Raw genomic sequence first — 25,512 nt, forward strand, 5'->3', positions numbered from 1 at the left:
CCTCGATCCATTTTGCTTTTAAAATAGGATATCGTATTACGTCTCCACAATAAACAATTACGCGGAAAAAGCCCGATATCCTGCTCATGCAGAATCGGGCTTCTTTCTTGTCATTCGAACAAAACGCTCGCAACCTCTTATTTCCTCCCCAAAAACTTATCCAAATACTGAATAACCGCCTCACGATTACCAGCAACTGATGACTCGCGCACTTGATCCTTTTCCAGCTTGTCGAGTGCCTGCTCCAAAATCTGCTCTTCCTTCGACTGCGGCACAACAACCACACCATCTGCGTCGGCCACAATGATATCTCCTGGTTGAATGCTGACACCTCCGCAAGAGATCGGGACGTTTACTTCTCCCCAGCCAGCCTTGCCACTCGCAGCGACCGTCGTTCCTTTGCAAAAGACAGGGAAATCCAGCTTCTTGATCCCCACGATGTCACGAATGACACCATCTACTACAATGCCTTTGATGCCCATGGTTTGCGCGAGGCCCACAACAAAATCTCCCGCGATCGCACGGTAGGTGTCGCCCTTGGCATCGATGACGAGAATATCGCCTGGTTGTGCATCCCGAATGGCTTGCAATACGGACAGATTGTCACCAACGGGCATTTTAACAGTGAATGCTCTTCCCGCAATATGATATTCCTCTTTGAGTGGTTTGATGGCTGGATCGAGGTTATTCAGGCCTTGCATCGTATCGGAAATGCATGTGGTGGGAACGGTTTGGAACTTTTCTACGACAGTGGACATGGGTGAACCTCCTTCAGTCTGGAAAAAGCCAATGATAGAGCAAGTATACAGCCAGCTGGAAAATTGGAAAAATACAAAAAAGGAATCGTTCGCCATAACAAAATGTGCATATAGCCTCTGATTCATAAAGCCAGCCATCAAACGATAACGAAAAGTTATCAACCCTCATTCAAAACCGCTATTTTATTTCCTTCCCAAACTACCGTACATTTTTACCAAACAACACTTGCAAACATGGAAAGGGATGGACGAGATGGCAACCTATAAAATCGGCGTACTAAACGGAGACGGAATCGGCCCGGAGATTGTAAAAGCGAGCGTAGAGGTCATTGCAGCAGTAGCCGAATATGCAGGTACAACGACGATAGATTTCGTACCACTGCCTATGGGGTGGGAAGGGATCGAGACGCATGGAGAGCCGATACCTGACTTGACCAAAGAAACATTGCGAGGGTGCCATGGCTGGATCATGGGACCACACGACTCCTCGTCGTATCCACCCGAACACAAAGAAAAGCGCAATCCGAGTGGAGAGCTGCGTCATCACTTTGACCTGTATGCAAACATTCGCCCTAGCAAGACAATCTCTGGAATCAAAAGCGTGGTAGGGGAAGCGGACTTGGTCATTTTTCGGGAGAATACAGAGGGGTTTTACCCTGACCGAAACATGCATGCAGGTCTAGGAGAGTACATGATTACGCCAGATATCGCGGTCGTAAATGGAGTCTTTACACGAAAGGCTTCCGAGAGAATTGCCCATGCTGCGTTTCGCATGGCGATGCAACGTAAGCGCAAAGTGACGATTGTCCATAAAGCGAATGTCATCAGACTGGGGTATGGATTGTTTCTCGATACCTGTCGTGAGGTGGCAAAACAATACCCTGAAGTAAAAGTAGAGGACTACCACATTGATGCAATGGCTGCCCATCTCGTGCGAAGAGCGAAAGAATTTGATGTGATCGTGACGACGAATATGTTTGGAGATATTTTATCTGACTTGGCTGGTGAACTGGTAGGCAGTCTGGGATTGGCGCCATCTATTAATACGAATGACCAGCAGGCGATGGCCCAGGCCGCCCATGGTTCGGCACCTGATATCGCTGGGAAAAACATCGCGAATCCCGTAGGGGAAATGCTCTCGACTGTGATGCTCCTCGATTGGCTCTCTGCGCGTCACCAAGATCAGAATTTGTACCGCGTCGCACGCCTTGCGGAACAGGCGATTATGGAGACAATGGAAGCAGGGATTTGCACGCGTGATTTGGGTGGAACAGCATCCACCACAGAATTCACAGCGGCGATTATCGAGCGGATCGCTTCAGGAGGGAAATAAATGGCGACATCTCCTACCCGCATTGGTCTGATTCATGCGACGATGAATTCAGTGCAGCCCATCCATGACGCTTTTCGGGCTCAAGCACCACACGTGATACTGCTAAACTTTATGGACGAAGGATTGATCTTTGAGTTAAATGAAACAGGTGTCATTACAACAGCGATGATTCGACGACTCGTTGCGCTCATTGCGCGAGCCGAAGAAAGTGGAGTGGATGGAATTTTACTAACTTGCTCTTCGTTTTCTCCGTACGTGCCTCAAATTAGAAGCCTGTTCTCTACACCGGTAATGAGTGCCGACACGAGTATGTTGGAGTACGCGGTGAGTACCGCTCAGCGTATCGGGGTAATCGCGACGGTAGGAACAGCAGGGCCAATCACTACCCAGCAGCTACAAGAGATCGCTGTCGAGCAGGGCAAGACTGTCGAAGTTCAGACGGAGGTAATCACCGAAGCGTTTGTCGCTCTGCAAAATGGCGAGAGGGCCCAGCATGACGAGCTAATCCACCAAAAGATTCGGGAGCTTTCGGTCACCAACGAAGTGATATTGTTGGCACAAATGTCGATGGCACGCGCATTGCTGAGTTTAGCGGAACCGCCGTCAACGCCAGTTCTCACTAGCCCGGAAATTAGTATCCGTACGATCTTGCATTTACTAGAAAGCAAACGCGTTGCGCGAAGCTGATGGGTATCGACGTCTCATCACTATTGGGATAACGTTCATATATAGCATTCGGTATTTAAATGATTGTGATAAATTTCTGTTCCTATCAGAATTTTACTAGAATAATAAGATACAAATAGAGAGATAACTAGGTGATCACGAATGATTCTTCGCAATGTGCTCTTCATTACTTTTGGCTTCCAGATCATGATCTTCGCAACCAGACCGATGATGACGCTATACGCTGCCGATATGGGGGCAGACACGTTTCTCATTGGGATTCTCGCAGCGACCTTTGCCTTTTTTCCTTTGCTGTTTGCGATTCACGCGGGTAAAATTGCCGATTGCTTCGGGGATCGGATGCCTCTTTTCCTGTCGAACATCGGTTGTGCAGTCGGTTTAACCCTTCCTTTTTTATTCCCAACGCTGTGGTCACTCTTTGTCTCTCAAGCGATCGTCGGAGTCTCTCACGTTTTCATCAATGTCTGCATGCAAAATGTATTGGGAAAAGCAGCGACCAAAGAAAATCGCGACCATTACTTCAGTGTCTTCAGTACGGTTGTAGCTTTTGCGAGCTTTATCGGGCCTGTCCTCGGTGGATATTTAGCGGAGCAAGTCTCCTATGCTTCTGTATTTATGGTGTCTGAAGCAATCAGTGTCATTCCGATTGGGTTTTCCTTGTTGATCCCGGCAATGGTCGGACAAAAGAAGGAAAAGGCTCCTGAGGATGCGGGGAATTCTTTTACGCTACTGAAAATTCCGTTGTTACGTAAGGCTTTGGCCACCAGCGCATTGGTTCTGTATTCCCGAGACATTTATGTGGCCTACTTTCCGTTGTACGCCAGCCATCTGGGGATCTCAGACTCCAGTATTGGGTGGATCATTGCCATCCAAGGGCTGGCGATGGTTCCTGTCCGTTTGTTTTTAGCCAAGCTGGCGGAGGTAGCAGGCAGAGACAAGGTCCTTCTCTTCTCCATTCTAACTGCTGGCATCTCGTTCTTGCTGATTCCTTTTGTGAGTAACGTAGTGTTGTTGCTCATTCTGAGTGCCATCATGGGAGTGGGACTGGGGTGCGGACAACCTTTGTCATTGACGACTACCTACAATGCTTCGCCGAAGACCCGCACAGGGGAAGTACTAGGTCTGCGGCTGGCATCCAACCGACTTTCGCAATTGGTTGCGCCATTATTCTTTGGAGTCATCGGAAGCTGGGGTGGGCTGGTAGCCGTGTTTTACATTAGCGGAGCGTTTTTGTTGGGGGGAGCCTTCTTGACGAAAGAAAAGACTCTTCCTGCTGAAGTAAAAGGTTCAATAGGAAACTGACCCCCAACGATTGATAACGCCATTACATCGGCTCCGGATAAGGAAACAAATCGACGACTCGAATGCTTTGGCCACTTTCGTTTGTAAACACGACATGTTCTCGGCTTAAATGGCAGGGACTATCTATACCGCAGGCAGCGGCTAATGAAAACAAGCCTTCCCTCAGTTGAAGGATATAGTTCATCACACGCCACTGCTTTTCTTCAGGCGCTAGTGCTTCTTGATACTTGGAATCAGTAGTCGTGATACCAGTAGGGCACTTACCAGTGTGGCACTGCATGGCCATGATACAGCCATTGGCCATCATGAAGCCTCGTGCGGAATTGACGCAGTCTGCTCCCAGTGCAAGAGCGATTGCTACTTTGTCAGGCGTAATAAGTTTACCGGAAGCGAAAATTTTAAAACGATCGCGCACGCCAAATTTTCTTGCCGTATCGTCTAGGATCAGAAGCGCGGCAAACAGCGGTAGACCCATACCGTCAGCCATCGCCTTGAAAGTTGCACCAGAACCACCCTCAGAACCGTCGACGGTAATGAAGTCTGGGTAGATATCCAAATCTAGCATCGACTGAAAAAACGGCTCGAGTCGCTTCGGATCGCCGACCACAATTTTTACACCAACGGGCTTGCCGCCTTCTTCCTGCAAGGTACCGATAAAACGAAGTGCTTCCTGTGGATTGGTTAGAAACTCAAAACGGTTTGGGGAGTTCACCGTTTTTCCTACAGGAACGAGGCGAGCGGCTGCGACTTTTTCTGTTACCTTGGAGCCTTCAAGATGACCCCCTCGAATTTTTGCCCCTTGGTGAAACTTCAACTCGAATGCTTTGATAGGGGAGAGACTTGCTTTTCGCTTATACTCCTCTATGGAAAAGCTTCCCGTCTCATCGCGAAAGCCGAACATACCTGGCCCAATCTGCGAGACGATATCGACGCCCGTCGCCAGGTGTACCTCTGCGACTCCGCCTTCCCCCGTATTGATCCAGGACCCACCCGCCATGAAGGCGCCGCTTCCTGTGGACTGAATATAATTCTCTCCGACGGCACCGAATGAAGTGGCTGAAGCTCCGAACATGCCTTTGATCCGCCAAGGATGCCGACGGTTTTCTCCGACCACGATGACGTCCTCATCATGAAGCAGCCATGGCTTCACTTGTTCTTCGATGAAGATTTCCCTTCTCGTAAACAGGCCTTCATCGGTAATGACGTATTTCTTTCCGACCACCGTTTTTTCGTTATCTACCTTTAGCTCACTAGTCAGTTTGGGGAACATGGCATTGGATATGTAGAAGCCGGGCTTCTCATAATCGCGTCTGCCTCCAAAGGAGATGAGATCCGTCCGATATTTCGCTGCATACACAAGACCGACGAAATCGGCCCGGGAGAACGGTTTTCCTTCGGTGTCACTGTCAAACCAGTATTGGCGGAACTCCGGCCCCAGTTTTTCTAGAAGGTAACGCAGCCATCCGAGATACGGATGAGAGCGAATGATGGAGTGCTTTGGTTTTTTGGATAAGGCATACATGTAGCTGAAGAAAATAGGTGGCAACACTACGATAATTAGCAGTATGACCAACAGGACTGTTTGAACCATCTGGCTAACCCTCCTGACACGCATTGATCAAAATGAAAAGGAAGCTCGAATAGCTTTCCACAAAACACCAATCGTGATTCCGTTGCTTTGGTGACAAAACTTATTCAAGAACAAAAAGAGATATGCAAGGGAAATAGACTAAAGCCTTTTGCTATAATGAGGATATGGTCGCTTAATAGGGAGGAATGAATCCTGGATACGCCAATGGTTGGACATGCTGCTGTATTTTCAGAAGATGAAAAGGAGGTTCGCTCGCTTTATGCCACGCTCATTACGGGATGGAATGAACGGAGCGCGAAAGGCATGGCGGCGCCATTTGCCCCAGATGGCTCTCTGATCGGATTTGACGGGAGTCAGGTCGCCGGGCGAGAAGGAATTGAGGCGCATCTTCTGCCGATCTTTGCTAGCCATCCGACACCACCTTATGTAACGATCGTCCGTTCGGTACGTTTTATTGGATCTAACGCGGCGATTTTGCAAGCGGTAGCAGGCATGATACCGCCAGGGAAAACCGATATTGAACCAGCTCTTCATGCCATTCAGACAGTGGTTGCTGAAAAGTGCGATGGAGAGTGGCGTGTGGTTCTTTTTCAAACGACACCGGCACAGTTCCATGGCAGACCCGAGCTGGTCGACGAATTGACAGAAGAGCTAAGAGCCTTGCTATAGTACGATCCGATGGAAAAGCAAAACGAGTTGTTTCTGCTTGATCCGCTAAGGAATAGAGGAGGAGTAAGCCATGTGTCGAAACATAAAGACGTTGTTCAACTTTGACCCACCCGCTACAGAGGATGAGATCCATGCCGCATCTCTTCAATTCGTGAGAAAGCTTTCGGGCTTTCATACACCATCCAAAGCCAATGAGGAAGCTTTTAACCAAGCTGTACAAGAGGTTGCGGTAGTCGCCAAGAATCTACTGAATTCGCTGGTATCCAATGCAGAACCACGTAATCGTGAGACGGAGATCGAACGTGCTCAGGCTAGGAATGCAAAACGATTTGGCACAAATGGGCAAACAGAATAAGGGTGCGGGCATACATTTTCCCTCTTGCGTTGCAACAAGCGTGACGATACCAGATCTTGTGCTATAATGACTACGGGTGAAGACAATGAGCGAAAAATCAATCAGAGAACGAATTATTGAAACATCCATGCGCTTATTCGAAGCAAATGGCTACCACCGAGTGACCGTTGACCAAATCGTCAAGGAGAGCGGAACGTCCAAGGGTGGATTTTATCACAACTTCAAATCGAAGGATGAGCTTCTCTACATCATCCATGATCAGTTTATTTCGTATGTATTAGAGAAAGCGGAGGAAGCGTACGAACAGTGGGGCACGCCAACGGAGCGCTTGCAGGCTATCGTAAAGTCTTTCGTCATGATGATCGATCTGTACCGATCACAGGTCACCATCTTTTATCAGGAAAGCTTGTTTCTTGCTCCTGAATACTTCAAGGATATTGAAATTAAGCGGGACCGCTACAAAAAAATGATGTTCACGGTTGTGCAAGAGGGAATCGACTCTGGAGAATTTCGCCCTGAATTGCCTGTTCCCATCGTATCCATGGCTATTTTCGGAATGGTCAACTGGATCTACAAATGGTATCAAAAATCAGGTACATACTCCATCGAACAGATCGCAGATATTTATGCAGACATGGTCCTGCACTCCGTCTTAAAATCAGAAGCAATGGAAAACCCTGATTTTAATCGTTTCTTCTTGCATACCGCGGAAATTCCGTTTAAACCTCTTTAACTATTCAAACATGGATGAAATGCGACTGTGCTCTCGCTCGTCTTGATCAGCGGGGGCGTGGCGTGGATCACGCTAACCTTCCTCTCGTTGTATGTGGGCAGGTGTAACGAGCTTAAAAATAGTTCTGTCAGACCAACTGGTTGGTCTGTACTATTATTCAGATACTTGTTATACTGGACCAAAGACCAACTGGTCGGTCTAGCTTGTATTCACCAAACCAACTGGTCGGTTTGGTGGTATTCATACAGAGATTCAGATAACAGGAGGAATGGTTGTGCTGACGATTTATGAACTGAGAGAGCTAGTGAAATTGTTAGAGCAAACGGATGTGGAATCCATTGAGGTCAAGCACGAAGACGCTCGTTTGGCCATCAAACGCAGAACGACCGGGTCAGTGGTGCAGACAACGCCAACGGCAAAAGTAGTGGTTGCACCTGTCAAAGCAGTCGTACCTACACCTGTCGCGCCTGTAAAACCGGTTGTCGAAGTCGCTCGTCCTACTTCTGTAGAAACACCAAAGGCACCTGCTCAACCAACAGAAAATACGGAAAACTTGCATAAAGTGACTTCTCCCATGGTAGGTACTTTTTATGCGGCACCAGCAGCCGATGCAGCACCTTATGTATCAGTTGGTAGCCGAGTGGAGAAATCTACTATCGTATGTATTGTAGAGGCGATGAAGCTCTTTAATGAGATCGAAGCAGAGGTAAGCGGGGAAATCGTTCAGGTCCTGGTCGAAAACGGCCAGTTGGTTGATCTCGGCCAGCCCCTGTTCCTAGTCAAGACAGCACAATAACTGGTGAAACTGATCACCAATCGGGGAGGTCAAGATTAGTGAACAAAGATACACTGTTTAAGGAATTTTCCATCCCGACGTACGATCAATGGCGGGAAGCGGCTGAGAAGACACTCAAAGGGGCTTCTTTTGACGCCAAACTCTTGACCAAGACCTACGAGGGAATCACTCTGCAGCCCATATATCGAAAAGAAGATGTCGAAAAACTCCAGCACATTCACGCTGAACCGGGTTCTGCACCTTTCCTGAGAGGAATAAACGAAGCAGGATCAACTCAGAGCCGCGGCTGGGAGGTTTCTCAAGAGATCTTGGCAGCCGACGCTGATGAGTTTAATCAAATTGCCCGGCACGATTTGGAACGCGGGCAGACCATGTTAAACATTGTTTTGGATCGCGCTTCAATGGCAGGGCAAGATCCACAGGAAGCTCTGCTGGAATCTGTCGGTGATGGTGGGCTTTCCATTTTTAGTCGAGAGGATTTGGACACGGCCTTTGCGGATATCAATCTGGAAGAAGTGCCACTCTACGTCCACGCAGGTCCTTTCGGGTTGCCCGTATTAGCTTTGATCGTTGCTCATTTAGAGGAAAAAGGTTTGGATACGACCAAGCTTCGAGGCTGTGTAGGAGCGGACCCTGTAGCAAACTTCATTTCGAACGGAACATTGAACTATGAAATGTCAGCTGCTTTTGACGGCATGGCGCATACGACACGCTGGGCAAGCAAGCATGCCCCTCAGTTAAAAACGATTCTGGTGCAAGGTCATCCGTATCATGATGCAGGTGGAAATGCCGTACAGGAGCTGGCATTCGTCCTGGCTACGGGTGTTGAGTACGTGCAAGCCTTGCTGGAGAGAGGGCTTTCCATCGAGGATATCACGCCGCAAATCCAGTTTGCTTTCTCGATAGGCTCAAACGTCTTTATGGAAATCGCCAAAATCAGAGCGGCTCGCATGCTATGGGCATCGATCATCGATTCGTACGGTGGATCGGAAGCTGCGCAAAAGATCACCATTCATGCTCGAACATCCGCATGGACCAAAACGATTCTCGATCCAAACGTGAACCTGCTGCGGGCAACTACGGAAGCGTTTTCAGCGGTAGTGGGTGGCGTCGACAGCTTGCATGTATCTGCCTACGACGAAGCGATCCGTCCAGCCAATGAGTTCTCCCGTCGCATAGCGAGAAATACGCAAATCATATTGGAGCAGGAAGCCCATCTGTCAAAAGTAATAGATCCTGCCGGTGGTTCATGGTATGTCGAGTGGTTAACAGATGAAGTCGCTACGAAGGCATGGGAGCTGTTCTTGCAGGTAGAGGAACAGGGTGGGATGCTACAAGCTCTCGAGGCTGGCAATCCACAGGCACAGATAGAGGACATCGCAGGGAAAAAAGCCGAGAACGCAGCTTTGCGTAAAGCACGAATCGTTGGTAGCAACATGTACGCCAATGCACTGGAGCATCCAGAACAACCAAGCAAGCTGGCGATTGAGCCTGCAAAACGATTGAAAGCACATCAGTCTCATCTTGCGAAGCATGACCGTACAGCAATAGCATCCGCGCTCGAAACTCTTTCATTTGATCAGGAAGATCTGTTGGAAAAGGCGGTCAAAGCGGTTCAGGCAGGTGCAACGCTAGGCGAACTGACAAAGGCTATGCACCCAACGAATACGAAGTCAATCACAGTAAAACCGCTTCACCATCATCGGTTGGCTGAAGCATTCGAGACATTGCGCCAGCAGGCAGAGCAGTATGAGGCTAAGACAGGTATGAAGCCAAAAGTCTTCCTCGCCAATATGGGGCAGGTATCGAAGCACAAAGGGCGGGCAGATTTTACTTCCGAGTTTTTTGCAGTTGGTGGCTTTGATGTTCTGCGTCAGCAACAGTTTACTTCGCCCGAAGATGCGGCGCAGGCTGCTATTGCTTCCGGTGCTCCCATCACGGTCATTTGTTCGGATGATGAGAGCTATCCGGAGATTGTCCCCGCTATTTCTCAAGCGATCAAAGCAGGAAAGCCTGAGACGACGGTGCTCGTAGCAGGACTTCCCGCAGCAGAGCAACTCGATGCCTACAAAAACGCAGGATTGGATGACTGTATTCATATTCGCTCAAATTGCTATCAAGTACTGCGAGACCTCCAGGAACGCATAGGGGTGATGTCATGAAGAAGAGGCCAGATTTTTCAAAGGTTTCATTTCGGGCGAACAAAAGTTTGGCAGTGAACTCGTCCCGTCCAGAAGATCAGCAAACACTGGATGAGTTGATCTGGCAAACGTTGGAGCAGATACCGGTAAAGCCGCTCTATACCAAAGATGACCTGAACGGGATGGAGCATCTGGGGTACATGCCAGGATTGCCTCCATTTTTCCGTGGACCGTATCCGACGATGTACGTGACCCAACCATGGACGGTGCGTCAATACGCAGGCTTTTCTACTGCCGAAGAGAGCAACGCATTTTACCGTCGCAACCTCGCTGCGGGTCAAAAAGGTCTTTCCATCGCATTTGACCTCGCTACTCACCGCGGCTATGATTCCGATCATCCCCGCGTTGTTGGAGACGTAGGAAAAGCAGGGGTAGCAGTAGACTCGATTTTGGACATGAAGATATTGTTTGACGGGATTCCTCTCGATCAGATGTCGGTGTCCATGACGATGAACGGCGCTGTGTTGCCGATAATGGCGTTTTACATCGTCGCAGCCGAAGAACAGGGTGTTTCCCAGGCGCAGCTGACGGGCACGATCCAGAACGACATTTTAAAAGAATATATGGTGCGCAACACGTACATTTATCCGCCAGAAGCGTCCATGAAGATCATTTCCGATATCTTTGCTTATACCTCCAAGCACATGCCGAAATTTAATAGCATCAGTATTTCCGGTTACCATATGCAGGAAGCGGGAGCAACAGCCGATATCGAGCTCGCGTACACGCTGGCAGATGGATTGGAATACGTTCGTACAGGACTCAAAGCAGGCATCGACATCGACGCTTTCGCTCCGCGATTGTCTTTCTTCTGGGCGATTGGCATGAATTACTTTATGGAGATTGCCAAGATGAGAGCCGCACGCCTGATCTGGGCAAATCTGATCAAGCAATTTGACCCGAAAAGTGAAAAATCGATGGCCTTGCGCACGCACTCCCAGACATCTGGCTGGAGCTTGACGGAGCAAGATCCTTTCAACAACGTAGTTCGTACGTGCGTCGAGGCGATGGCAGCTGCACTGGGCCATACGCAATCCTTGCACACCAATGCGCTTGATGAAGCGATCGCGTTGCCTACAGACTTCTCCGCTCGTATTGCACGGAATACCCAGTTGTTCCTGCAGGACGAGACGGAAATTTGCAAGGTCGTGGATCCGTGGGCAGGCTCTTATTATGTAGAGTCCTTAACTGCCCAGCTCGTGGAAAAAGCCTGGGCACATATTGAGGAAGTCGAGGCGCTGGGAGGTATGGCCAAAGCGATCGAAACAGGCCTTCCGAAAATGAAAATCGAAGAAGCAGCCGCGCGTCGTCAGGCACATATCGACTCGGGTAAAGAGGCGATTATCGGCGTGAACAAGTACCGCCTGGATAAAGAAGATCCACTGGAGATTCTTGAAGTCGATAATACCGTTGTACGCGAAGCACAAATCAAACGCTTGCGCGAACTGCGAGAAAATCGGGATGAGGCGAGAGTAAGAGCGGCACTGCAAGCCATTACGACTTGTGCCGAAACTGGAGAAGGCAACCTGTTGGAGTTAGCCATCGAAGCGGCAAGAGCACGCGCTTCCTTAGGGGAAATCTCCGATGCGTATGAAAAGGTAGTTGGCCGACATAAGGCAGTCATTCGCTCGATCAGCGGCGTTTACAGCACGGAGTATGCAGATGCGGATGAAGTAGCAGCCGTACGGAAAATGGCTGACGAGTTTGAGCAATGGGAAGGTCGTCGCCCGCGCATCATGATCGCCAAAATGGGTCAGGATGGACATGACAGGGGAGCAAAAGTCATCGCTACTGCCTTTGCGGACTTGGGCTTTGATGTCGATATCGGGCCGCTTTTCCAGACGCCGGAAGAAACGGCAAAACAAGCAGTCGAGAACGATGTGCACGTCATCGGATTCAGCTCACTTGCTGCTGGACATAAAACATTGCTTCCACAACTAGTGGCAGAGCTGAAAAAGTTAGACCGAGAAGATATTGTTGTGGTGATCGGTGGAGTCATTCCTGCCCAAGACTACGCGTTCTTGAAAGAAAACGGAGCGGCAGCAATCTTTGGTCCGGGTACGGTCATTCCAGTGGCGGCGCAAAATGTACTGCAAGAAATCGTGCGTCGGCTGGAGGCTGCGAGTCTATGAGTGAGGGCAATAAAGACAGGACTTCCTTAAACTTTTCTTCGTCAGTCCGTCTCCCTCGCTTAACCGTTGAGCAATATGTGCAGGGCGTGCGGGAAAACAACCGTACGATCCTCGCGCAAGCCATCACCCTGGCAGAGAGCAATTCAGCTGTCCATATGAATATGGCGCAGGAAGTCATCAAGCAGCTTTTGCCTGATACCGGAAATTCGATTCGTATTGGGATCACGGGTGTACCAGGAGCAGGGAAAAGCACGTTCATCGAGGCATTCGGAACGATGCTTTGTGAAAAAGGACATCGAGTGGCTGTGCTAGCGGTTGATCCGAGCAGTACAGTGACGCGCGGCAGTATTCTCGGAGACAAAACGCGGATGGAGCTTTTGTCACGCAATCCAAACGCCTTTATACGCCCTTCCGCAACTGGTGGAACGCTGGGCGGAGTTAATCGGAAAACGCGGGAAACCATGCTAATCTGTGAGGCGGCAGGGTACGATGTGATTTTAATAGAGACAGTTGGCGTAGGGCAAAGTGAGACGACGGTCCGGTCCATGGTCGATTTCTTTTTGCTACTCATGCTGACAGGAGCTGGAGATGAGCTGCAAGGGATCAAAAAGGGTGTTATCGAGATTGCTGACGCGCTGTTGATCAACAAAGCAGACGGAGAGAACAAGCACAGGGCACTCGTCGCGCGCGGCGAGTACAATCGGGTTTTGCACTACCTCCAACCGGCGACGACGGGTTGGGAAACAAAAGCGTACATGTGCTCAGCACTGACAGGGGAAGGCATCGGAGACATTTGGGATGTCATTGGTCATTTTCGCGAACAGACGACCCGTACGGGAGGCTTTGATGCTCGCCGCAAAGCTCAGTCGCTGGATTGGATGCACAGTATGACGCAGGATTATTTGCGATCCACCTTTTACAGTAATCCGGAAATAGCCCACATGCTGCCGCAGATCGAAGGGGCCGTAGCGAGCGGACAGTTGTCTGCGACGAGCGCGGTCCAGCAATTAGTGGCGATATTTGAAAAAACGAGAAAGTGACAGGGATGGAAAGAGAGGTCGGACTATGAGCAATATGCATGAAAAAATTGACGAGCTGATGGAACGAAAGTTTAAGGTTCAATTAGGCGGAGGAGATGCCCGCATCGATGCGCAGCACAATCGGGGCAAACTCACGGCGAGAGAGCGGATCGAGCTCTTGCTTGATCCTGACACCTTTATGGAACTGAATCCTTTCGTAGAGCATCGCGCGACTCATTTTGGTCTGGATAAAATGGAAGCGCCAGGCGAGGGAGTCGTTACCGGATACGGGAAAATCAATGGACGCGCTGTCTATCTGTTTGCCCAAGATTTCACGGTATTTGGTGGGGCACTCGGTGAGATGCACGCGATGAAAATTGCAAAAGTGATGGATTTGGCGGCCAAGAATGGCGCACCTTTCATCGGCTTGAACGATTCCGGTGGTGCTCGCATTCAGGAAGGTGTCAGCTCACTAGATGGCTACGGAACGATTTTTTACCGTAACTCCATTTATTCTGGCGTTATCCCGCAAATCTCAGTCATCCTCGGTCCATGTGCTGGCGGGGCCGTGTATTCTCCAGCCATTACAGACTTCGTGTTCATGGTGGAAAAGACGAGCCAAATGTTTATCACAGGTCCAAAGGTGATCGAGACAGTGACCGGAGAAAAAATCTCGGCTGAAGATCTCGGCGGAGCCAAGGTGCATTCTACCGTTAGCGGAAACGCTCACTTTACCGCTGAGTCCGAGCAAGAGGTGCTGGAACAAGTACGGAGACTGCTGAGCTTCTTGCCGCAAAACAACAAAGACAAGGCTCCAGTGCGTGATTCGGAGGAAGGGAAGAACTGGCAGGAAGACATGCTGGAGCTCGTCCCTGCGGAAAGCACGAAAGTGTACGACGTGCGCAAGGTCATTGAGCAAATCGTGGACTTCGGGGACTTTATGGAAGTACAGCCCAACTTTGCCCGCAATATCGTGATCGGCTTGGCGCGAATCGATGGTCACAGTGTAGGGATCATTGCCAATCAGCCAAAGGTCATGGCTGGCGGACTCGACATCCACTCCTCTGACAAGTTGGCTCGCTTCATTCGTTTTTGCGATTGCTTCAACATTCCGCTTCTCACTTTCGAGGATGTCTCGGGATTCTTCCCGGGTATTAATCAGGAGCATGGCGGGATCATTCGTCACGGTGCTAAAATCCTCTATGCTTACTCGGAAGCGACTGTGCCGAAAATTACCGTCATTTTACGCAAGGCATACGGTGGGGCCTATGTTGCGCTAAACTCGAAGTCGATAGGCGCGGATGTCGTGTACGCGTGGCCGAATGCAGAAATCGCTGTTATGGGTCCAGAGGGTGCGGCAAACATCATCTTTGCAAAAGAGATCGAGCAAAGTGCAGATCCAGCAGCGACTCGCGCAGAAAAAATCGCGGAGTACCGCGAGAAGTTCGCCAATCCGTATGTGGCAGCCAGCTTGGGAATGGTCGACGACGTCATCGATCCACGCGAAACGCGCATGAAAGTCGCGCAAGCGTTGGAGATGCTGCGAGATAAACAGGAAGATCGCCCCTATAAAAAGCACGGGAATATCCCATTGTAGAAGGGACAGATAGAAATGAAACTGCACGATATTCGCGAATTGGTCAAACTGGTCAATCAATCTTCCATCGAAGAACTGGAGTGGGAGCAAGGCAAGACTACGGTCGTGATTAAAAAGGCAGCTCCCATTCTCGTAGTGTCCGATGAAATCCCCGCCGTTCAGGCGGGTGAAGTCGAATCTGGCTATCAAGAGGCGGCAGTAACTGCAGAAGTGACGACCCAAGCTCCTCCGGAAGCTCAAGCAGTAACCCAAACCATCTCCTCCAGTTCGGTAGGAATCTTCACGTCTTCTGTAACAGTCGGTCAAACGATCCAGTCAGGTGACGTGGTAGGGCGTTGCTCCGTAGACGCCTTGCAGCTTTCCCAAGACATCGTCTCTTCTGTCAATGGAGAAATCGTAGAAATTTTCGCAGCAGACGGTCAGCTCGTCGATTACGGCAAAGCGTTGATGGCTGTCAAAGAAAGCTAGGAGGAGACCGCAAATGTTTACGAAAGTCTTAGTAGCCAACCGTGGAGAGATCGCTGTCAGAATCATTCGCGCTTGCCGAGAATTAGGAATTTCTACAGTGGCTGTCTACTCAGAGGCAGATCGAGAAGCCCTGCATGTGCAGCTTGCTGACGAAGCGTATTGCATTGGACCCACTGCTTCCAAAGACAGCTACCTGAACATGCCGCGCATCATGAGCATTGCATTGTTGACGAAGTCGGATGCTATCCATCCTGGATACGGTTTTCTTGCTGAAAATGCTTCGTTTGCTCAGCTGTGCCAAGATTGCTCGATCACGTTCATCGGTCCAGATCCAGCAGCCATTACGAAAATGGGGGATAAATCTGAGGCGAAGGCAACCATGAGCATGGCAAAGGTGCCACTGGTTCCAGGAACAGAAGGTCTGATCGATGATATTGATGAAGCCTTGGCGGTTGCCGCTCAGATCGGATACCCGGTGATCGTCAAAGCAACTGCTGGTGGAGGCGGAAGAGGGATGCGCCTCGCCCATGACGAGCAAGAGCTCAGTAAAGCGATCCAGCAAGCTCAGAAAGAAGCAGAAGCTGCATTCGGAAACGCAGGTGTGTACTTGGAAAAATACGTAGAGGAACCGCGTCACGTAGAAATCCAGATCATGGGCGACAAGCACGGCCATGCTGTCTATTTGGGTGAGCGGGATTGTTCGATACAGCGACGCCATCAAAAGCTGGTAGAGGAAGCGCCTTCGCCAGCCTTGGATAGCGAGCTTCGCGAGAAAATGGGGCAAGCTGCAGTAGCCGCAGCCAAGGCTGTCTCCTATCACGGTGCGGGCACCGTGGAATTTTTGTTGGATAAGCACGGTCAATTCTATTTCATGGAAATGAACACCCGTATTCAGGTAGAGCATCCCGTGACGGAAATGATCACCGGCATCGACCTCATCAAGGAACAAATTTCAGTGGCAGCAGGGAATCCACTGTCTTTTTCCCAGGATGATGTGAAAATCAACGGATGGGCAATCGAATGCAGAATTAATGCAGAGAATCCCTCCAAGAACTTCATGCCTTCTCCAGGGAAAGTCGTTAACTATTTGCCGCCGGGTGGATACGGTGTGCGAGTAGATAGTGCCGTTTACCCTGGTTATGAAATCTCTCCGTTCTACGATTCGATGGTAGCAAAGCTCATCGTATGGGGAACAGACCGCAGCGAAGCAATCGCACGCATGCGTCGAGCACTGGACGAGTTTGTTATTGAAGGCGTGCACACAACAGTTCCATTCCACGAGAAGCTGCTGGAACATCCTGATTTTGTATCGGGACATTTCGCGACGAATTTCCTGGAGAAAAACAAGCTGGAGCTGTAAACTCGCTGAGTAGCGAAAACGATTCAGTTTCTATAAAACAAAGCCCAGTACTGACCTCGGTACTGGGCTTTGTTTATCAATTTTTCCTATGCGTACAGATGCGAACCGTCTGGTGAGGGAGCATAAGCGATTTTGCCTTGATCCAGTAGCCACAAATGATTACTTTCGTCTATTTCATACCCAAGGATCGATTGCAGGGCTGCAATGTTTCCCGCCTCATACATGGGCCCAATGGGGAACCAGCGGGTATTTGTGTCCGATTGCCGCTGGGTGGCATAAGGCTGATACAGATGTTGCTCGTATGGATACAGTGCAGATGAGGAAAGTTTGATGCAAGTAAAATCTTTGCTTCGACGCAACTTATTTTCATGCGAACTAAAAGCCTGAATGAGACAAAAACTGTTTCTCTAGACCCACACGATTTTCGTTTGATAACATGGAAACGTTCGAGAAAACATCCATGGAGGGTCAGTCAGTTGGAGATTTACGATGATATTAAGAAAGGTGAAAAAGGTGCATGGATTAGCATTATCACCTATATTTGCCTTTCTATTTTCAAACTTGGGGTTGGCTATGTGTCAAACTCAGAGGCATTGCTTGCCGATGGATTTAATAATACAACGGATATTATCGCATCTATTGCTGTTTTAATAGGGCTAAAAATTTCTCGAAAGCCGCCTGATGAAGATCATCCATATGGTCATTTTCGTGCAGAAACGATTAGTGCAATGGTAGCTTCTTTTATTATGGTTTCTGTGGGAATTCAGGTTCTCTATCAAGCCGCTACGGGATTATTTTCGCCAGAAATACAAGCACCCGATATGATTGCTGCTTGGACTGCCCTCATTTGTGCAGCAATTATGTATATCGTGTATCGTTACAATGCTCAACTCGCTAGGAAAATTAACAGTCAAGCCATGATGGCGGCTGCACAAGACAATCGTTCAGATGCCCTGGTGAGTATAGGAGCGTTTATTGGGATTATCGGTTCACAATTTGGACTACCGTGGTTAGATTCGCTGACGGCTGTAGTGGTGGGACTCATTATTTGCAAGACAGCGTGGGACATTTTCCGGGAGGCTACGCATACCCTTACAGATGGTTTTGACGAGGAAATGCTAGAGACGTTTAAGCAAACGATTGAAAAAACGCCTGGGGTAGAATGGATTAAAGATATTAAAGCCCGAAGACATGGAAGTAGTGTTCTCGTTGATGCAGTCATTACGGTGGATCATAAACTTAACGTGATCCAAAGTCATAAAATTACAGAAGAGATCGAAAAGAAAATGATGAATGAATATAGAATTCGCCATGTTCACTTCCATATCGAACCAAGTAAAAAAGTGCAGAACCACTAAATGAAAATGGCAAGGCCCCTTTCTTTTGAAAAGGGGCTTTTTCCATTTCTCTTTTAACGAGGCAATTATTCGTTGGTAACACTCGAATCATGAAGCCTGTGATGATTCTGCCTACTGCTTGGATAGGCGTTCGTACAAGCGAACCTAGAGAGGCAAACATACAGTATTTCTAGCCTTGGCATGAGAAGAGGAGGAGTATCGTTCCTTCTTTTCAATTGCATGAAACATGGGAAAGGAGGAACGGTCATGAAAATGAGAAGACAGCCAGACGAGACCGGTGATCGTTTTTCACCTGAATTTTTGGAGTGGCTCAAAGAGAAGAACATCACGAAGAAGAGGCTGAAAAAAGATCCAACAGCATTGGACCTGTATCATCGGGAATGGATTAAAACGAGGAAGAAAAATAAGCCTCGAAAGCTATCGATATTTAACATGATTCCGAATCTTAACATCGATTTGGGTACCGTAATCAATAATGTACGAATTGCTAGTGAGTTATTAAGTACGTTCCTGGAAACAAAAGAAAAAAATCCTTTTAAAAACAACGAAACAGGTTGACGAGCTGGGAGAGCGATTGCTCTCCCTTTTTATTGAGAGCATTGCCACCTACCTTATGCGCTAAGAAGCGAGAGCGACCGTGTTTGGGAGGAGTCTCAAGACTACCCACTTTGATTTTTCTCAGCTTCCCTCGCTTCTTCCAAAAAGGCTTGCCTAGCTTGTTTTACTAGGAAGACGATCAAGATCAAAACAACGATGTAGGCAAAGTCAAAAAACCAGATAAGCCCCAACGGATGAGAAAGCATGGCACCTAGCATGGGTGACATCAACCCGCCCATGATTCCGGCCATTACTCCTTCGATGGAAGCGGTTAGGGAGACTAGTTTTCCTGTGATAAACCCAACTGCCATCCCAATAACGACAGCAATGATGGTCGCAAGTCCCAAATCACTCACCAGATACACTTGAATATTCAAACCTAAAGAGATACTAGACATAGCGCCTAGCACCATAGCGATGGTCATTCCGTCCATACAGGCTAGCTCGGACCTATTTTTATAAGTATACAGGATGCTGCTAACCGTCACTAAACTGAGAAAAATCAGGTTCAGAAAAAGCATCTCGCCCTCCTTGGTTCGCTACTTTTTTCCAGCGTACGAACATATGTGTTATTTCCTTTTTCGTCTGCACCCACACCTGCAAAAAACCGTGCATCTACTGCCTCGACAAAGACATCTGAGAGCCAATTGGACCACCTCCTGCAATAACATATGAAGTCGTCAAAGAAAGTTGTCTGACTTTGGATTGGCATTTTCTCTAATTATTTGAAAATAGGCGATGCTGTCGAGGAGGCGAGTGGTGCCGATTCAGATGGGAAAATATGATAAGATAGAGTGAGAAAAAGAGAACAAGGAGAAAAACAATGCTGGTTCAAGTAGCAAAAGGGATCCACCAACTATCGATTCAATTTCCGTTTGGAATGCGGCAAATGAACGGGTATGTCATCGAAGGAAAAGATGGCGTGACGCTTGTCGATACGGGTAGCTACGCGGAGCAATCTATCGACATCTGGAAACGTGCACTCCCAGTCGGTACAAAAGTAGAAAAAGTATTGCTGACGCACTCGCATACCGACCATATTGGCTTGGCAAAATGGCTGCGTGATACATATCGCGCACCTATTCTCATATCTCGGCTCGGCTACGAGGAAATGCAGAAATTTCGCAGGAGACTGCAAGACTACAGAGGAGACACTTCTTCGCTCTATCCTTTTTTTCTACGACATGGCGGTCCTTCTATCAGCGAAAAGTCACTTCTAGAGCAAGTAGATGCTGACTACTTTGAGCCGGATGAACTTCTGGAAGACAATCAAGAGATCGCGCTGGGGGACTTTTCGTTTGAATCGATATGGACACCAGGCCATTCCCCAGATCACTTTTGCTTTTACGATCGTTCCACCCGCGTGTTGCTGGCAGGGGATCATGTCCTAAATGACATCTCACCGCTGATCCCGATCTGGTCCGAAGAGGAAGGCAATCCGCTTTGCGATTACTTTCATTCACTGGATAAAATCGCTCAGCTGCCGGTAGATATTGCGTTGCCTGGTCATGGTAGTATGATTCACGATCTGCCGAAGAGAATCGTAGAGCTGCGTGCAGGACATGAGCAACGAATGCAGCAGATTCTAGAAGGAGTCTCCGAGAATGGCAGTACGGCTGGCGAGATCGCACAAGTGGTGTACGGCTTCGATAGGATGTCGATTCGCCATCTGGCGGAGTTTCTCATGACACTATCACGTATTTTATACCTCGAATCCGAAGGGAAATTGCGTGGGGAGGAGCGAGAGGGGAAGGTTGTTTTTCGCTTGATAGAGTGAGGAAAGCATCCCCAATGAAAGGAAAGCGTCTTGGGAAGCCAAGGCGCTATTTGTATTCCTTTTTTCATGAATGGTACTTGGATTATTTATGTAAGAATGAAGGGATTGTATCAGATCGTGGCCTGGCTATGTTGGGTGGTGAATCTGCTAGTGAACGAATTAATCATAGTTGCGGGCTGACTCCTCGCTATCTTTACAAAGCCTGATCTCAGGGTAGCCAGTCCTGTGCTGGGGAGTAAGTCAGAAGAAATAGAAGGTCAATGAGATTTCCTTTCTGTTCAGTCGAATAGACATGATTAGTCAAGTGGCGCGTATTTTATCAGTAAGTGCCATTGTCCAAGATTCCGGGTACGGTCGGCGCGGTCATCCAAGAAGACACCGTCTTTTTTCAATATCCGAATGAATGGGGGCATTCCATTATGAAAGCGCTTGTATTGGAGAGTCAGATGAATTGTGTGGTGCAGGAGGTCGCTACACCGACACCCGGGGACAACGACATCTTGGTCAAAATCATGGCAAATGGCGTGTGCCGCAGCGACTGGCATGTCTGGGAAGCAGAAGTAAATAATTATCCATCCAAGATTTTGGGGCACGAATTCACAGGTATTGTGGAGGAAGTGGGCAAAAACGTCACACGCTTTAAAAAAGGTGACCGCGTCATCGCACCATTTTCAGGAAGTGAAGGGACTTGCCCGCAATGTCAACAGGGGCATACCAATATATGTGACTCCTTTTTGTTGCCTGGTTTTATGTATCCGGGCGGATTTGCAGAGTATGTATCCATTCCGTTTGGAGAGAGAAACCTCGTCCTTTTGCCGGAAGAAATCAGCTTCGTCGACGGGGCGGCACTTGGCTGCCGCTTTATGACCGCGTTTCACGGAGTAGTCGATCAGGTAAAGGTTTTGCCAGGGGAGTGGGTCGCGGTTTTCGGTTGCGGAGGGGTGGGACTTTCTGCCATCAATATCGCTACAGCGATCGGAGCAAACGTGATTGGGGTCGATATTAACGATGCCAATCTAGAGTTGGCCAAACAGATGGGAGCAGCGTACACCGTCAATAGCAAACAAACGGATCCCGTAGCGGCCATTCGGGAAGTAACCAATGGAGGCGCACACGTCTCGATCGATGCGCTCGGCTACACGCAGACATGCGTCAGCGGGATTCGGAGTCTGCGTAAGCGTGGCCGCCATCTGCAAGTCGGGCTCACTACCAATCATGAGCAAGGACATATTGCCATCCCAGTCAATGAAATGATTTTGAAAGAAATCAATTTTATTACCACTCTGGGGATGCCTGCTCACCGCTTTGATTCGTTGCTTCCACTCGTGACGACCGGTCGCTTGACGCCAGGTAAAATGGTTACGCGTGAAATTGCCTTGTCGGAGGTAAATGATATCTTTACAGCCATGAGCTCGTATTCCAACACAGGGACGTTTGTTGTAACCAAATTTTCCTGAGCGAGGAAGCCTAGATTGAAACAAGCAAGCAGCGTAGGCCGTTCCTAAAGAGGAATGCGACCTCGCTGCTTTTTGTTTAGAAATCCTGATTCATCTGAAATTTGCTCATTTTTTTATAGAGCTGTGCGCGGCCCGTTTATTACCTGTATTATTCCTGTTTTTCCACGTTGAAAAAAGGTAGAAGCTTCTCCTTTGCTAACCTCAAGATTTTGATGGCTATATCATACACGGTATATGCAGGGAAGTGTATGGAATAATCAGTATTGTATTAAAATGCGGACAATTCGTTTCCCAAGCAAGACACTTTGCAGCTTCACGTCTGCGAAGCAGTTGCCTTTCGTATCTATAGAGCGAGGAAGGAGGGGAGGAGTGAATCCTTCTGGCACGATATTTGCTTTGAAAATAAGCAAGTTCACACTCGTGAGGAGTGATCTTGCTCAGATGCCAAAAACAATTACCTGGAATCAGGAAGGCTCCGTCGCCAGGTATCCTGACTAAAACGAAGCTCATAAAGCAAAAGGGAGAGTGGAAACGTGGAATTTGATACGAGGATTGGGGTTTCTGAGCCCGATAAAATTTACGTTCATGGATATGATTTGACAGAGGATCTGATCGGGGAAATCACATTGGCAGACATGGCATTTCTAGGTGCTGCACACCGCAAGCCCAGTCAGCAGGAATCGAAAATGCTCAATGCCTGCATGGTGGCGATCTGCGAGCATGGTTTCACGCCAAGCTCGATCTCCGCACGCTTGACGTATCTCGGAGCACCAGAAGCTGTACAGGGTGCAGTGGCAGCAGGATTGCTCGGGGCAGGCTCCGTCTATTTGGGAGCGATGGAATACGTCGCACAAATGCTGCAGGATGGATTGAAAAAGGTTGAAGACGAAAACGACGTACAGATCATAGCTGCACAGATCATGGAGGAACGGGCAAAAAAAGGGCTCCAACTCCCAGGATTCGGACATCCCATTCACAGGCCCATCGATCCTCGAACACCAAAATTGTTTGCACTTGCAGAAGAACTCGGATTTTCCGGCAAGCACATTGCCTTGATGAACGAAATCCATCGACAGTTTTGTGAGCAAAAAGGGAAGGCGCTCACCTTGAACGTTGCGGGAGCGATCGGAGCGGTGCTTTCCGATATGAATCTTCACTTCAGCGTCGTCAAATCTTTCGCGGTGGCGGCGAGGGCTGTTGGTCTGATTGCTCACATCGTAGAAGAAATCGAGACAAGTCGAAAAGATTGCATGGCACAAAAGCTCTATGACTTCGTCGAAGAAAATACGAACTACAAGAATACCAAGTCGGCGCGAGATAAGGGTGAGTAAAGCAAGGAAGGGGAAATGAATATGACTTTTGTACAAATCAGACGCACCGGGTCAGAGAATTTGATCACCGTCGTAGAATTGCATCGACCCGAAGCTCGGAATGCCTTTAACACCAGTATGGCAAAGGAATTGCTGCAGGCTTTCCAGGAAATCGCCAAATCCGACGCGAGAGTAGTGATGCTTCAATCGACCAACGGAAAAGCATTTTGCTCAGGTGCTGATCTGAAAGAGCGAAATGGAATGACAGAAACAGAGTGGAGAGATCAGCACAAATTGTTCGAGCAAATGTTTTACGCCATCGCCGATACCCCTCAGCCTGTCATTGCAGTCGTGGATGGGTACGCTTTGGCCGGTGGATTTGAATTAGTACTAAACTGTGATTTCATCGTCGCCGCCAACAGTGCTGTTTTCGGTCTGCCAGAGGTGACGCGTGGCATCATGCCGGGTGGCGGAGCGACACGTCTCTTGGCCAAACGCATTGGCTTACATAAGGCAAAAGAATGGGTGTGCACAGGTCGCATGATCGAAGTGGCCGAGGCGGATCGCGCTGGATTGTTCAATCGTTTGACGACAGCGGATTCGCTGGGAGAGCATGCACTGGAATTAGCGGAGAGTCTGGCACGGAATGCCCCCTTGTCAATCCAATTCTGCAAACAAGCAGTGGATGCGTTATTCGGCATGGATGATGAGCTGGCAAGAGAAAAAGAGCTAAAGTATTACAATCGATGCGTCGATACCCAAGACCGTGTGGAGGGCGTTCTGGCTTTCGTAGAAAAACGTGCGCCCCGTTTTGTCGGGAAATAAGGACTGGTGGAGGAAAAGAGCGATGAAAGACACGGCATTTCACAATGAACTACGTCAGAGTGTTCGCGCGATCTGCAAAAATTACCCTGACGCATACTGGCGAGAGCTTGACGAAAGAAGAGCGTATCCGGAAGACTTCGTGAACGATTTGTCGCGAACGGGTTTTCTCGGTGCATTGATCCCGGAAGAGTATGGCGGCTCCGGTCTGTCCGTCACGGAAGCCTCTATCATCATGGAGGAAATCAATCGTTCAGGGGGCAATGCGGGAGCTTGCCATGCCCAGATGTACACAATGGGCACACTGCTGCGACATGGCTCTGAAGACCAGAAGCGTAAATACCTACCGAAAATCGCGGATGGCTCCTTGCGCCTGCAAGCATTTGGGGTTACGGAACCAAACACAGGATCCGATACGACGCAGTTGAAGACGATGGCGGTGCGAAAAGGTGACAAGTACGTCGTCAACGGGCAAAAGGTATTTATTTCACGGACGGAATATTCAGACCTGATGATCCTGCTGACGCGTACTACACCACTTGACCAGGTAAAAAAGCGTACGGAAGGGCTGTCTGTCCTGCTTGTTGATTTGCGAGAAGCACTCGGTAACGGAATGACGATCCGCCCCATTCGCACCATGATGAACCATGCTACAACAGAGCTTTTTTTCGAAAATCTGGAGGTGCCTGTCGAAAATCTGATTGGCGAAGAAGGGAAAGGCTTTTCCTACATCCTGGACGGGATGAACGTCGAGCGAATCCTAATTGCTTCTGAATGTATCGGAGATGGGTTCTGGTTTGTTGATCGGGCGACCCACTATGCGAATCAACGTGTGGTATTCAAACGTCCGATCGGACAAAATCAGGGGATCCAATTTCCTATCGCGCAATCCTACATTCACCTCGAAGCAGCCAACTTGATGAGATTTCGAGCGGCAGAGCTGTTTGATGCAGGCCTTCCCTGCGGAAAAGAAGCCAATATGGCCAAGCTGCTTGCGGCAGATGCTTCATGGGAGGCGGCAAACGCTGCGATCCAGACCCACGGAGGTTTTGGATTCGCAGAAGAATACGATATCGAGCGCAAATTTAGGGAAACACGATTGTACCAGGTCGCACCCATTTCAACCAATCTCATCTTGTCCTACGTAGCAGAGCATGTTTTAGGTCTCCCTAGATCGTATTGACGCAACG

23 protein-coding genes and 1 pseudogene are annotated in these 25,512 nt (G+C 48.8%); 20 read left to right on the forward strand and 4 right to left on the reverse strand.

Going from position 1 to position 25,512, the window contains the following annotated elements; all coding sequences use genetic code 11:
- Positions 1–137: 137 nt before the first annotated feature.
- The gene (locus AN963_RS07160) at positions 138–758 is read right to left on the reverse strand and encodes an RraA family protein (RefSeq protein WP_055743816.1); all 621 of its coding nucleotides are present in this window, start codon (positions 756–758) and stop codon (positions 138–140) included.
- Between the two features lie 253 nt (positions 759–1,011).
- On the opposite strand from AN963_RS07160, the gene AN963_RS07165 reads away from it, so the two are divergent.
- The 3 genes from AN963_RS07165 to AN963_RS07175 all read left to right on the forward strand — a co-directional run bounded on the left by AN963_RS07165 (position 1,012) and on the right by AN963_RS07175 (position 4,080).
- Positions 1,012–2,091, forward strand: coding sequence for an isocitrate/isopropylmalate dehydrogenase family protein (locus AN963_RS07165; RefSeq protein WP_055743817.1), 1,080 nt, complete (start codon positions 1,012–1,014; stop codon positions 2,089–2,091).
- Positions 2,092–2,778: an aspartate/glutamate racemase family protein gene (locus tag AN963_RS07170; RefSeq protein WP_055743818.1), complete on the forward strand. Its 687-nt coding sequence runs from the start codon at positions 2,092–2,094 to the stop codon at positions 2,776–2,778.
- Positions 2,779–2,919: 141 nt separating this feature from the next.
- Positions 2,920–4,080 carry an MFS transporter gene (locus AN963_RS07175; RefSeq protein WP_055743819.1) on the forward strand — a complete coding sequence of 387 codons (1,161 nt, stop codon included), beginning with the start codon at positions 2,920–2,922 and terminating at the stop codon, positions 4,078–4,080.
- 22 nt (positions 4,081–4,102) lie between these two features.
- On the opposite strand, the gene AN963_RS07180 is transcribed toward AN963_RS07175, so the two are convergent.
- The gene (locus tag AN963_RS07180) at positions 4,103–5,671 is read right to left on the reverse strand and encodes an FMN-binding glutamate synthase family protein (protein ID WP_055743820.1); all 1,569 of its coding nucleotides are present in this window, start codon (positions 5,669–5,671) and stop codon (positions 4,103–4,105) included.
- Positions 5,672–5,875: 204 nt separating this feature from the next.
- Here AN963_RS07180 and AN963_RS07185 point away from each other — a divergent pair, with 204 nt between their 5' ends.
- From AN963_RS07185 to accC, 10 genes are all read left to right on the forward strand, one after another.
- Positions 5,876–6,340, forward strand: coding sequence for an SgcJ/EcaC family oxidoreductase (locus tag AN963_RS07185; protein WP_055743821.1), 465 nt, complete (start codon positions 5,876–5,878; stop codon positions 6,338–6,340).
- Positions 6,341–6,410: 70 nt separating this feature from the next.
- Positions 6,411–6,695, forward strand: coding sequence for a DUF2277 domain-containing protein (locus tag AN963_RS07190; RefSeq protein ID WP_055743822.1), 285 nt, complete (start codon positions 6,411–6,413; stop codon positions 6,693–6,695).
- Positions 6,696–6,780: 85 nt separating this feature from the next.
- Complete coding sequence (locus AN963_RS07195) at positions 6,781–7,428, forward strand: TetR/AcrR family transcriptional regulator (RefSeq protein ID WP_055743823.1); 648 nt, start codon at positions 6,781–6,783, stop codon at positions 7,426–7,428.
- A 274-nt stretch (positions 7,429–7,702) separates the two neighbouring features.
- Positions 7,703–8,224: an acetyl-CoA carboxylase biotin carboxyl carrier protein gene (accB, locus tag AN963_RS07200; protein ID WP_055743824.1), complete on the forward strand. Its 522-nt coding sequence runs from the start codon at positions 7,703–7,705 to the stop codon at positions 8,222–8,224.
- 38 nt (positions 8,225–8,262) lie between these two features.
- On the forward strand, positions 8,263–10,386 hold the full coding sequence (locus tag AN963_RS07205) for a methylmalonyl-CoA mutase family protein (RefSeq protein WP_055743825.1): 2,124 nt from the start codon (positions 8,263–8,265) through the stop codon (positions 10,384–10,386).
- Positions 10,383–12,557, forward strand: a complete 2,175-nt coding sequence (gene scpA / locus AN963_RS07210) for a methylmalonyl-CoA mutase (protein WP_055743826.1) — start codon at positions 10,383–10,385, stop codon at positions 12,555–12,557. Before AN963_RS07205 ends, scpA begins: the two co-directional genes overlap by 4 nt.
- A complete protein-coding gene (gene meaB, locus AN963_RS07215) occupies positions 12,554–13,597 on the forward strand; it encodes a methylmalonyl Co-A mutase-associated GTPase MeaB (protein WP_055743827.1) in 1,044 nt (347 codons plus the stop codon). Before scpA ends, meaB begins: the two co-directional genes overlap by 4 nt.
- A gap of 34 nt (positions 13,598–13,631) precedes the next feature.
- On the forward strand, positions 13,632–15,173 hold the full coding sequence (locus AN963_RS07220; RefSeq protein WP_201783743.1) for an acyl-CoA carboxylase subunit beta: 1,542 nt from the start codon (positions 13,632–13,634) through the stop codon (positions 15,171–15,173).
- Between the two features lie 15 nt (positions 15,174–15,188).
- Positions 15,189–15,641, forward strand: a complete 453-nt coding sequence (locus AN963_RS07225) for an acetyl-CoA carboxylase biotin carboxyl carrier protein (protein ID WP_055743829.1) — start codon at positions 15,189–15,191, stop codon at positions 15,639–15,641.
- Between the two features lie 13 nt (positions 15,642–15,654).
- Entirely contained in the window at positions 15,655–17,001 is a 1,347-nt protein-coding gene (gene accC, locus AN963_RS07230; protein ID WP_055743830.1) for an acetyl-CoA carboxylase biotin carboxylase subunit, read from the forward strand.
- Positions 17,002–17,102: 101 nt separating this feature from the next.
- On the opposite strand, the pseudogene AN963_RS32645 reads toward accC, so the two are convergent.
- Positions 17,103–17,219: pseudogene (locus AN963_RS32645) on the reverse strand (L-dopachrome tautomerase-related protein); the annotation flags it as partial.
- A 258-nt stretch (positions 17,220–17,477) separates the two neighbouring features.
- Here AN963_RS32645 and AN963_RS07235 point away from each other — a divergent pair.
- Together AN963_RS07235 and AN963_RS07240 are read left to right on the forward strand one after the other, a co-directional pair.
- A complete protein-coding gene (locus tag AN963_RS07235) occupies positions 17,478–18,359 on the forward strand; it encodes a cation diffusion facilitator family transporter (RefSeq protein ID WP_055743831.1) in 882 nt (293 codons plus the stop codon).
- Between the two features lie 246 nt (positions 18,360–18,605).
- On the forward strand, positions 18,606–18,917 hold the full coding sequence (locus AN963_RS07240; RefSeq protein ID WP_152985612.1) for a hypothetical protein: 312 nt from the start codon (positions 18,606–18,608) through the stop codon (positions 18,915–18,917).
- A 101-nt stretch (positions 18,918–19,018) separates the two neighbouring features.
- On the opposite strand, the gene AN963_RS07245 is transcribed toward AN963_RS07240, so the two are convergent.
- Complete coding sequence (locus AN963_RS07245) at positions 19,019–19,477, reverse strand: hypothetical protein (protein ID WP_055743833.1); 459 nt, start codon at positions 19,475–19,477, stop codon at positions 19,019–19,021.
- A 302-nt stretch (positions 19,478–19,779) separates the two neighbouring features.
- Between AN963_RS07245 and AN963_RS07250 the strand changes: the two genes are divergently transcribed.
- The 5 genes from AN963_RS07250 (at position 19,780) to AN963_RS07270 (ending at position 25,505) form a co-directional block, all read left to right on the forward strand.
- On the forward strand, positions 19,780–20,733 hold the full coding sequence (locus AN963_RS07250) for an MBL fold metallo-hydrolase (protein WP_055743834.1): 954 nt from the start codon (positions 19,780–19,782) through the stop codon (positions 20,731–20,733).
- A gap of 332 nt (positions 20,734–21,065) precedes the next feature.
- Positions 21,066–22,190, forward strand: coding sequence for a zinc-dependent alcohol dehydrogenase family protein (locus tag AN963_RS07255; protein ID WP_330218819.1), 1,125 nt, complete (start codon positions 21,066–21,068; stop codon positions 22,188–22,190).
- Between the two features lie 533 nt (positions 22,191–22,723).
- The gene (locus AN963_RS07260; RefSeq protein WP_055743835.1) at positions 22,724–23,521 is read left to right on the forward strand and encodes a citryl-CoA lyase; all 798 of its coding nucleotides are present in this window, start codon (positions 22,724–22,726) and stop codon (positions 23,519–23,521) included.
- 21 nt (positions 23,522–23,542) lie between these two features.
- The gene (locus AN963_RS07265) at positions 23,543–24,325 is read left to right on the forward strand and encodes an enoyl-CoA hydratase/isomerase family protein (RefSeq protein ID WP_055743836.1); all 783 of its coding nucleotides are present in this window, start codon (positions 23,543–23,545) and stop codon (positions 24,323–24,325) included.
- A gap of 22 nt (positions 24,326–24,347) precedes the next feature.
- A complete protein-coding gene (locus tag AN963_RS07270) occupies positions 24,348–25,505 on the forward strand; it encodes an acyl-CoA dehydrogenase family protein (protein ID WP_055743837.1) in 1,158 nt (385 codons plus the stop codon).
- The last annotated feature ends 7 nt before the right edge of the window (positions 25,506–25,512 follow it).

The sequence above is a fragment of the Brevibacillus choshinensis genome (assembly GCF_001420695.1).
Taxonomy (GTDB): domain Bacteria; phylum Bacillota; class Bacilli; order Brevibacillales; family Brevibacillaceae; genus Brevibacillus; species Brevibacillus choshinensis.

Excerpts from the sequence above, each read along its gene's own strand:
- AN963_RS07160 (WP_055743816.1), bottom strand. The coding sequence starts at position 758 with ATGTCCACTGTCGTAGAAAAGTTCCAAACCGTTCCCACCACATGCATT.
- AN963_RS07165 (WP_055743817.1), top strand. The coding sequence starts at position 1,012 with ATGGCAACCTATAAAATCGGCGTACTAAACGGAGACGGAATCGGCCCG.
- AN963_RS07170 (WP_055743818.1), top strand. The coding sequence starts at position 2,092 with ATGGCGACATCTCCTACCCGCATTGGTCTGATTCATGCGACGATGAAT.
- AN963_RS07175 (WP_055743819.1), top strand. The coding sequence starts at position 2,920 with ATGATTCTTCGCAATGTGCTCTTCATTACTTTTGGCTTCCAGATCATG.
- AN963_RS07180 (WP_055743820.1), bottom strand. The coding sequence starts at position 5,671 with ATGGTTCAAACAGTCCTGTTGGTCATACTGCTAATTATCGTAGTGTTG.
- AN963_RS07185 (WP_055743821.1), top strand. The coding sequence starts at position 5,876 with ATGGTTGGACATGCTGCTGTATTTTCAGAAGATGAAAAGGAGGTTCGC.
- AN963_RS07190 (WP_055743822.1), top strand. The coding sequence starts at position 6,411 with ATGTGTCGAAACATAAAGACGTTGTTCAACTTTGACCCACCCGCTACA.
- AN963_RS07195 (WP_055743823.1), top strand. The coding sequence starts at position 6,781 with ATGAGCGAAAAATCAATCAGAGAACGAATTATTGAAACATCCATGCGC.
- scpA (WP_055743826.1), top strand. The coding sequence starts at position 10,383 with ATGAAGAAGAGGCCAGATTTTTCAAAGGTTTCATTTCGGGCGAACAAA.
- meaB (WP_055743827.1), top strand. The coding sequence starts at position 12,554 with ATGAGTGAGGGCAATAAAGACAGGACTTCCTTAAACTTTTCTTCGTCA.
- AN963_RS07220 (WP_201783743.1), top strand. The coding sequence starts at position 13,632 with ATGCATGAAAAAATTGACGAGCTGATGGAACGAAAGTTTAAGGTTCAA.
- AN963_RS07225 (WP_055743829.1), top strand. The coding sequence starts at position 15,189 with ATGAAACTGCACGATATTCGCGAATTGGTCAAACTGGTCAATCAATCT.
- accC (WP_055743830.1), top strand. The coding sequence starts at position 15,655 with ATGTTTACGAAAGTCTTAGTAGCCAACCGTGGAGAGATCGCTGTCAGA.
- AN963_RS07240 (WP_152985612.1), top strand. The coding sequence starts at position 18,606 with ATGAAAATGAGAAGACAGCCAGACGAGACCGGTGATCGTTTTTCACCT.
- AN963_RS07245 (WP_055743833.1), bottom strand. The coding sequence starts at position 19,477 with ATGCTTTTTCTGAACCTGATTTTTCTCAGTTTAGTGACGGTTAGCAGC.
- AN963_RS07250 (WP_055743834.1), top strand. The coding sequence starts at position 19,780 with ATGCTGGTTCAAGTAGCAAAAGGGATCCACCAACTATCGATTCAATTT.
- AN963_RS07265 (WP_055743836.1), top strand. The coding sequence starts at position 23,543 with ATGACTTTTGTACAAATCAGACGCACCGGGTCAGAGAATTTGATCACC.
- AN963_RS07270 (WP_055743837.1), top strand. The coding sequence starts at position 24,348 with ATGAAAGACACGGCATTTCACAATGAACTACGTCAGAGTGTTCGCGCG.